Here is a 5,838-nt window from a genome sequence, read left to right on the forward strand (position 1 = left end):
GCCGTAGTGGCCAAATCGGACTACTTCCATTAATCAAACGAAGCCTATTTGATTCCGTTCCGCGGAAACGATGCTTGAGGGGAGAATTCCGGCCAAAAAAAAACCCCAACATCAAAGATGCTGGGGTTTGGTATTAGGAGCCTGACGATGACCTACTCTCACATGGGCAACGCCACACTACCATCGGCGCAGGTCTGTTTCACTTCTGAGTTCGGGATGGGATCAGGTGGTTCCAGACCGCTATGGTCGTCAGGCAAAACGGTTGATCACTGGGGGACGAGATGGAACTGAGTGATGTTGATTTCGTTGCGTTATCCGCAATTGTCTTGGGTGTTATATAGTCAAGCCTCACGAGCAATTAGTATCGGTTAGCTCAACGCCTCGCAGCGCTTACACACCCGACCTATCAACGTCCTGGTCTTGAACGGCTCTTCAGGGACCTCAAGGGTCCAGGGAGATCTCATCTTGGAAGGGGCTTCCCGCTTAGATGCTTTCAGCGGTTATCCTGTCCGAACATAGCTACCGGGCAATGCCACTGGCGTGACAACCCGAACACCAGAGGTTCGTCCACTCCGGTCCTCTCGTACTAGGAGCAGCTTTCCTCAAATCTCCAACGTCCACGGCAGATAGGGACCGAACTGTCTCACGACGTTCTAAACCCAGCTCGCGTACCACTTTAAATGGCGAACAGCCATACCCTTGGGACCGGCTTCAGCCCCAGGATGTGATGAGCCGACATCGAGGTGCCAAACACCGCCGTCGATGTGAACTCTTGGGCGGTATCAGCCTGTTATCCCCGGAGTACCTTTTATCCGTTGAGCGATGGCCCTTCCATACAGAACCACCGGATCACTATGACCTACTTTCGTACCTGCTCGACGTGTCTGTCTCGCAGTTAAGCGGGCTTGTGCCATTACACTAACCGCATGATGTCCGACCATGCTTAGCCCACCTTTGTGCTCCTCCGTTACGCTTTGGGAGGAGACCGCCCCAGTCAAACTACCCACCACACAGTGTCCTCAACCCCGATAAGGGGCCCAAGTTAGAACCTCAAACATGTCAGGCTGGTATTTCAAGGTTGGCTCCATGAGAACTGGCGTTCCCACTTCAAAGCCTCCCAGCTATCCTACACAAACATGCTCAAAGTTCACTGTGAAGCTATAGTAAAGGTTCACGGGGTCTTTCCGTCTAGCCGCGGATACACCGCATCTTCACGGCGATTTCAATTTCACTGAGTCTCGGGTAGAGACAGCGCCCCCATCGTTACGCCATTCGTGCAGGTCGGAACTTACCCGACAAGGAATTTCGCTACCTTAGGACCGTTATAGTTACGGCCGCCGTTTACCGGGGCTTCGATCAAGAGCTTCGCGCAAGCGCTAACCCCATCAATTAACCTTCCGGCACCGGGCAGGCGTCACACCGTATACGTCCACTTTCGTGTTTGCACAGTGCTGTGTTTTTAATAAACAGTCGCAGGGGCCTGGTATCTTCGACTGGCTTCAGCTCCACCCGCAGGGGTATCACCTAACGCCAGCGTGCCTTCTCCCGAAGTTACGGCACCATTTTGCCTAGTTCCTTTACCCGAGTTCTCTCAAGCGCCTTGGTATTCTCTACCTGACCACCTGTGTCGGTTTGGGGTACGGTCCCGAATAGCCTGAAGCTTAGAAGATTTTCCTGGAAGCATGGCATCAATGACTTCCCGCTCTATGAGCAGTCGTCGTCGCGTCTCGAGATTGTGGACCCGGATTTGCCTAAGTCCACTCCCTACTCGCTTAAACCGGGACAACCGTCGCCCGGCTCACCTAGCCTTCTCCGTCTCTCCATCGCAGCTATCCAAGGTACGGGAATATTAACCCGTTTCCCATCGACTACACCTTTCGGTCTCGCCTTAGGGGCCGACTCACCCTGCGCCGATTAGCGTTGCGCAGGAACCCTTGGTCTTCCGGCGTGCGGGTTTTTCACCCGCATTGTCGTTACTCATGTCAGCATTCGCACTTCTGATACCTCCAGCATGCTTCTCAACACACCTTCGCAGGCTTACAGAACGCTCCCCTACCCCGCATACAAAGTATGCAGCCGCAGCTTCGGTGACCAGTTTGAGCCCCGTTACATCTTCCGCGCAGGCCGACTCGACTAGTGAGCTATTACGCTTTCTTTAAAGGATGGCTGCTTCTAAGCCAACCTCCTAGCTGTCTGAGCCTTCCCACATCGTTTCCCACTTAACTGGTACTTTGGGACCTTAGCTGGCGGTCTGGGTTGTTTCCCTCTTCACGACGGACGTTAGCACCCGCCGTGTGTCTCCCGGATAGTACTCACAGGTATTCGGAGTTTGCATCGGGTTGGTAAGTCGGGATGACCCCCTAGCCGAAACAGTGCTCTACCCCCTGTGGTATTCGTCCGAGGCGCTACCTAAATAGCTTTCGGGGAGAACCAGCTATCTCCGGGCTTGATTAGCCTTTCACTCCGATCCACAAGTCATCCCCTGGCTTTTCAACGACAGTGGGTTCGGTCCTCCAGTTGATGTTACTCAACCTTCAACCTGCTCATGGATAGATCGCCCGGTTTCGGGTCTATGCCCAGCGACTAAATCGCCCTATTCAGACTCGGTTTCCCTACGGCTCCCCTAAACGGTTAACCTCGCCACTGAACATAAGTCGCTGACCCATTATACAAAAGGTACGCCGTCACAGAACAAGTCTGCTCCGACTGCTTGTACGCATACGGTTTCAGGATCTATTTCACTCCCCTCACAGGGGTTCTTTTCGCCTTTCCCTCACGGTACTGGTTCACTATCGGTCAGTCAGGAGTATTTAGCCTTGGAGGATGGTCCCCCCATGTTCAGACAGGATATCACGTGTCCCGTCCTACTCGATTTCACTAGACTCAGGTTTCGGATACGGGGCTATCACCCACTATGGCGGCACTTTCCAGAGCCTTCTCCTACCAGTTGTCTAGCTTAAGGGCTAATCCCCGTTCGCTCGCCGCTACTTAGGGAATCTCGGTTGATTTCTTTTCCTCGGGGTACTTAGATGTTTCAGTTCCCCCGGTTCGCCTCTTACACCTATGTATTCAGTGCAAGATACCGACCCGAAAGTCGGTGGGTTTCCCCATTCAGAAATGTCCGGATCACAGCTCGTTTGCCAGCTCCCCGAACCTTATCGCAGGCTTCCACGTCTTTCATCGCCTCTGACTGCCAAGGCATCCACCGTATGCGCTTAGTTGCTTGACTATATAACCCCAAGACAACTGCTCACGAAGTCACGTCCTCGCCAGGCAAGCCTGGTTTGGCGCTTTCTTCGAGACAGTCACTTGAAGCGATATAACAACCACTTCAACGACAACACCGGATAACGCTTGAAATCGCTATCACTTTTGAACTTTTCTCTCGGAGATAATGAGAGAAAAAATTCTGTGTTCTATCTCGTCCAATTTGTTAAAGAGCAAATCTGACCCAGTGATCAGAAAGGAAGGCTTCATCGTTATGAAACATTCGTTTCTGTACACTGCTAACCGGAGTTAGTCAGTAATCTGTGATTTGGTGGAGCTAGGCAGGATCGAACTGCCGACCTCCTGCGTGCAAGGCAGGCGCTCTCCCAGCTGAGCTATAGCCCCATTTAAGCTATGTCATCAAATCGTGTAGATCCAGGTGCGTTCAACAGCTGCATTATTTTCAATGCAAACCCGAACAACACATCGAGCTACGTGATTTTGGTGGGTCTGGGTGGACTTGAACCACCGACCTCACCCTTATCAGGGGTGCGCTCTAACCACCTGAGCTACAGACCCAAAACACGGGCCTGATAGACCCATCTGCTCTCTTTATTCAGCTAACCAAGTAATTCGTGTGGACTCTGACCGAAGCTTTCGGCTTCGTTTAAGGAGGTGATCCAGCCGCAGGTTCCCCTACGGCTACCTTGTTACGACTTCACCCCAGTCATGAACCACACCGTGGTGATCGTCCTCCCGAAGGTTAGACTAACCACTTCTGGTGCAATCCACTCCCATGGTGTGACGGGCGGTGTGTACAAGGCCCGGGAACGTATTCACCGTGACATTCTGATTCACGATTACTAGCGATTCCGACTTCACGCAGTCGAGTTGCAGACTGCGATCCGGACTACGATGCGTTTTGTGAGATTGGCTCCCCCTCGCGGGTTTGCAGCCCTCTGTGCGCACCATTGTAGCACGTGTGTAGCCCTGGCCGTAAGGGCCATGATGACCTGACGTCATCCCCACCTTCCTCCGGTTTGTCACCGGCAGTCTCCCTAGAGTTCTCAGCCGAACTGCTAGCAACTAGGGATAGGGGTTGCGCTCGTTACGGGACTTAACCCAACATCTCACGACACGAGCTGACGACGGCCATGCAGCACCTGTGTCAGAGTTCCCGAAGGCACCAATCCATCTCTGGAAAGTTCTCTGCATGTCAAGGCCAGGTAAGGTTCTTCGCGTTGCGTCGAATTAAACCACATGCTCCACCGCTTGTGCGGGCCCCCGTCAATTCATTTGAGTTTTAACCTTGCGGCCGTACTCCCCAGGCGGTCTACTTAGTGCGTTAGCTGCGCCACTAAGACTTCAAGAGTCCCAACGGCTAGTAGACATCGTTTACGGCGTGGACTACCAGGGTATCTAATCCTGTTTGCTCCCCACGCTTTCGCACCTCAGTGTCAGTGTTGGTCCAGGTAGCCGCCTTCGCCACTGGTGTTCCTTCCTATATCTACGCATTTCACCGCTACACAGGAAATTCCACTACCCTCTACCACACTCTAGCCTGACAGTTCGAAATGCCGTTCCCAGGTTAAGCCCGGGGCTTTCACATCTCGCTTATCAAACCACCTACGCGCGCTTTACGCCCAGTAATTCCGATTAACGCTTGCACCCTCCGTATTACCGCGGCTGCTGGCACGGAGTTAGCCGGTGCTTCTTCTGTGAGTAACGTCAATCCTCCAGAGTATTAATCTGAAAGCCTTCCTCCTCACTGAAAGTGCTTTACAACCCGAAAGCCTTCTTCACACACGCGGCATGGCTGGATCAGGGTTGCCCCCATTGTCCAATATTCCCCACTGCTGCCTCCCGTAGGAGTTCGGGCCGTGTCTCAGTCCCGATGTGGCTGATCATCCTCTCAGACCAGCTACGGATCGTTGCCTTGGTAGGCCATTACCCCACCAACTAGCTAATCCGACATAGGCACATCCAATAGCGCAAGGTCCGAAGATCCCCTGCTTTCCCCCGAAGGGCGTACGCGGTATTAATCCGGGTTTCCCCGGGCTATCCCCCACTACTGGGCAGTTTCCTATGCATTACTCACCCGTCCGCCGCTCGTCAGCATCTAGCAAGCTAGATCTGTTACCGCTCGACTTGCATGTGTTAAGCCTGCCGCCAGCGTTCAATCTGAGCCATGATCAAACTCTTCAGTTTAAATCATACAAGAATCCGAAGATTCTCTATTCTTGCTCAAGACAAAACTCAATTTTCGACGAGTCACTGTCCTGATATTTCATATCCGAAATACCTCGGCCAGCGCCCACACGAATTACTTGGTCAACTTTTTAAAGAGCGTTTGAGCTGTTGCTCAATCAAGGCCGCGTATTCTACATCGTTGCGCCACCTTGTCAACCGTTTATTTTTCGTTGTTTCCGTCTCCGAAAACCGCCGAAAAAGTAACCGGCTTACTGCTTGTTTCGAGGCGTGCATTCTACAGTGAATCGCTTGCCTGTCAACTGCTTTCTGAAGAATTTTAAAACTCATTTTCTTCAGCGCTTTCAAACAGTTATCTCTCGATTTCCGAACCGCCTCAGTGGCGTTCCCCTCGAAAGAGATGCGCATTCTACAGACCTGCTC

At 52.5% G+C, this 5,838-nt stretch carries 1 protein-coding gene, 2 tRNA genes and 3 rRNA genes; all 6 read right to left on the bottom strand.

The annotated features are described in order from the left end of the window. Positions 1-139 precede the first annotated feature (139 nt). Positions 140-254: ribosomal RNA gene (gene rrf, locus KO499_RS19650) — 5S ribosomal RNA — on the bottom strand. A gap of 83 nt (positions 255-337) precedes the next feature. After that, positions 338-3,229 (bottom strand): 23S ribosomal RNA (locus tag KO499_RS19655). A gap of 307 nt (positions 3,230-3,536) precedes the next feature. Further along, a tRNA-Ala gene (locus KO499_RS19660) sits at positions 3,537-3,612 on the bottom strand. Between the two features lie 97 nt (positions 3,613-3,709). After that, positions 3,710-3,786: transfer RNA gene (locus KO499_RS19665), tRNA-Ile, on the bottom strand. 89 nt (positions 3,787-3,875) lie between these two features. Beyond that, positions 3,876-5,415 (bottom strand): 16S ribosomal RNA (locus KO499_RS19670). Together the 16S, 23S and 5S rRNA genes with 2 tRNA genes alongside form the textbook arrangement of a ribosomal RNA operon. Positions 5,416-5,538: 123 nt before the next feature. Further along, positions 5,539-5,838: hypothetical protein (locus KO499_RS19675; protein WP_228340111.1), on the bottom strand; the 300-nt coding region annotated here is incomplete at its 5' end.

The sequence above is a fragment of the Marinobacter sp. F3R08 genome (genome assembly GCF_018860425.1).
Lineage (GTDB): Bacteria > Pseudomonadota > Gammaproteobacteria > Pseudomonadales > Oleiphilaceae > Marinobacter.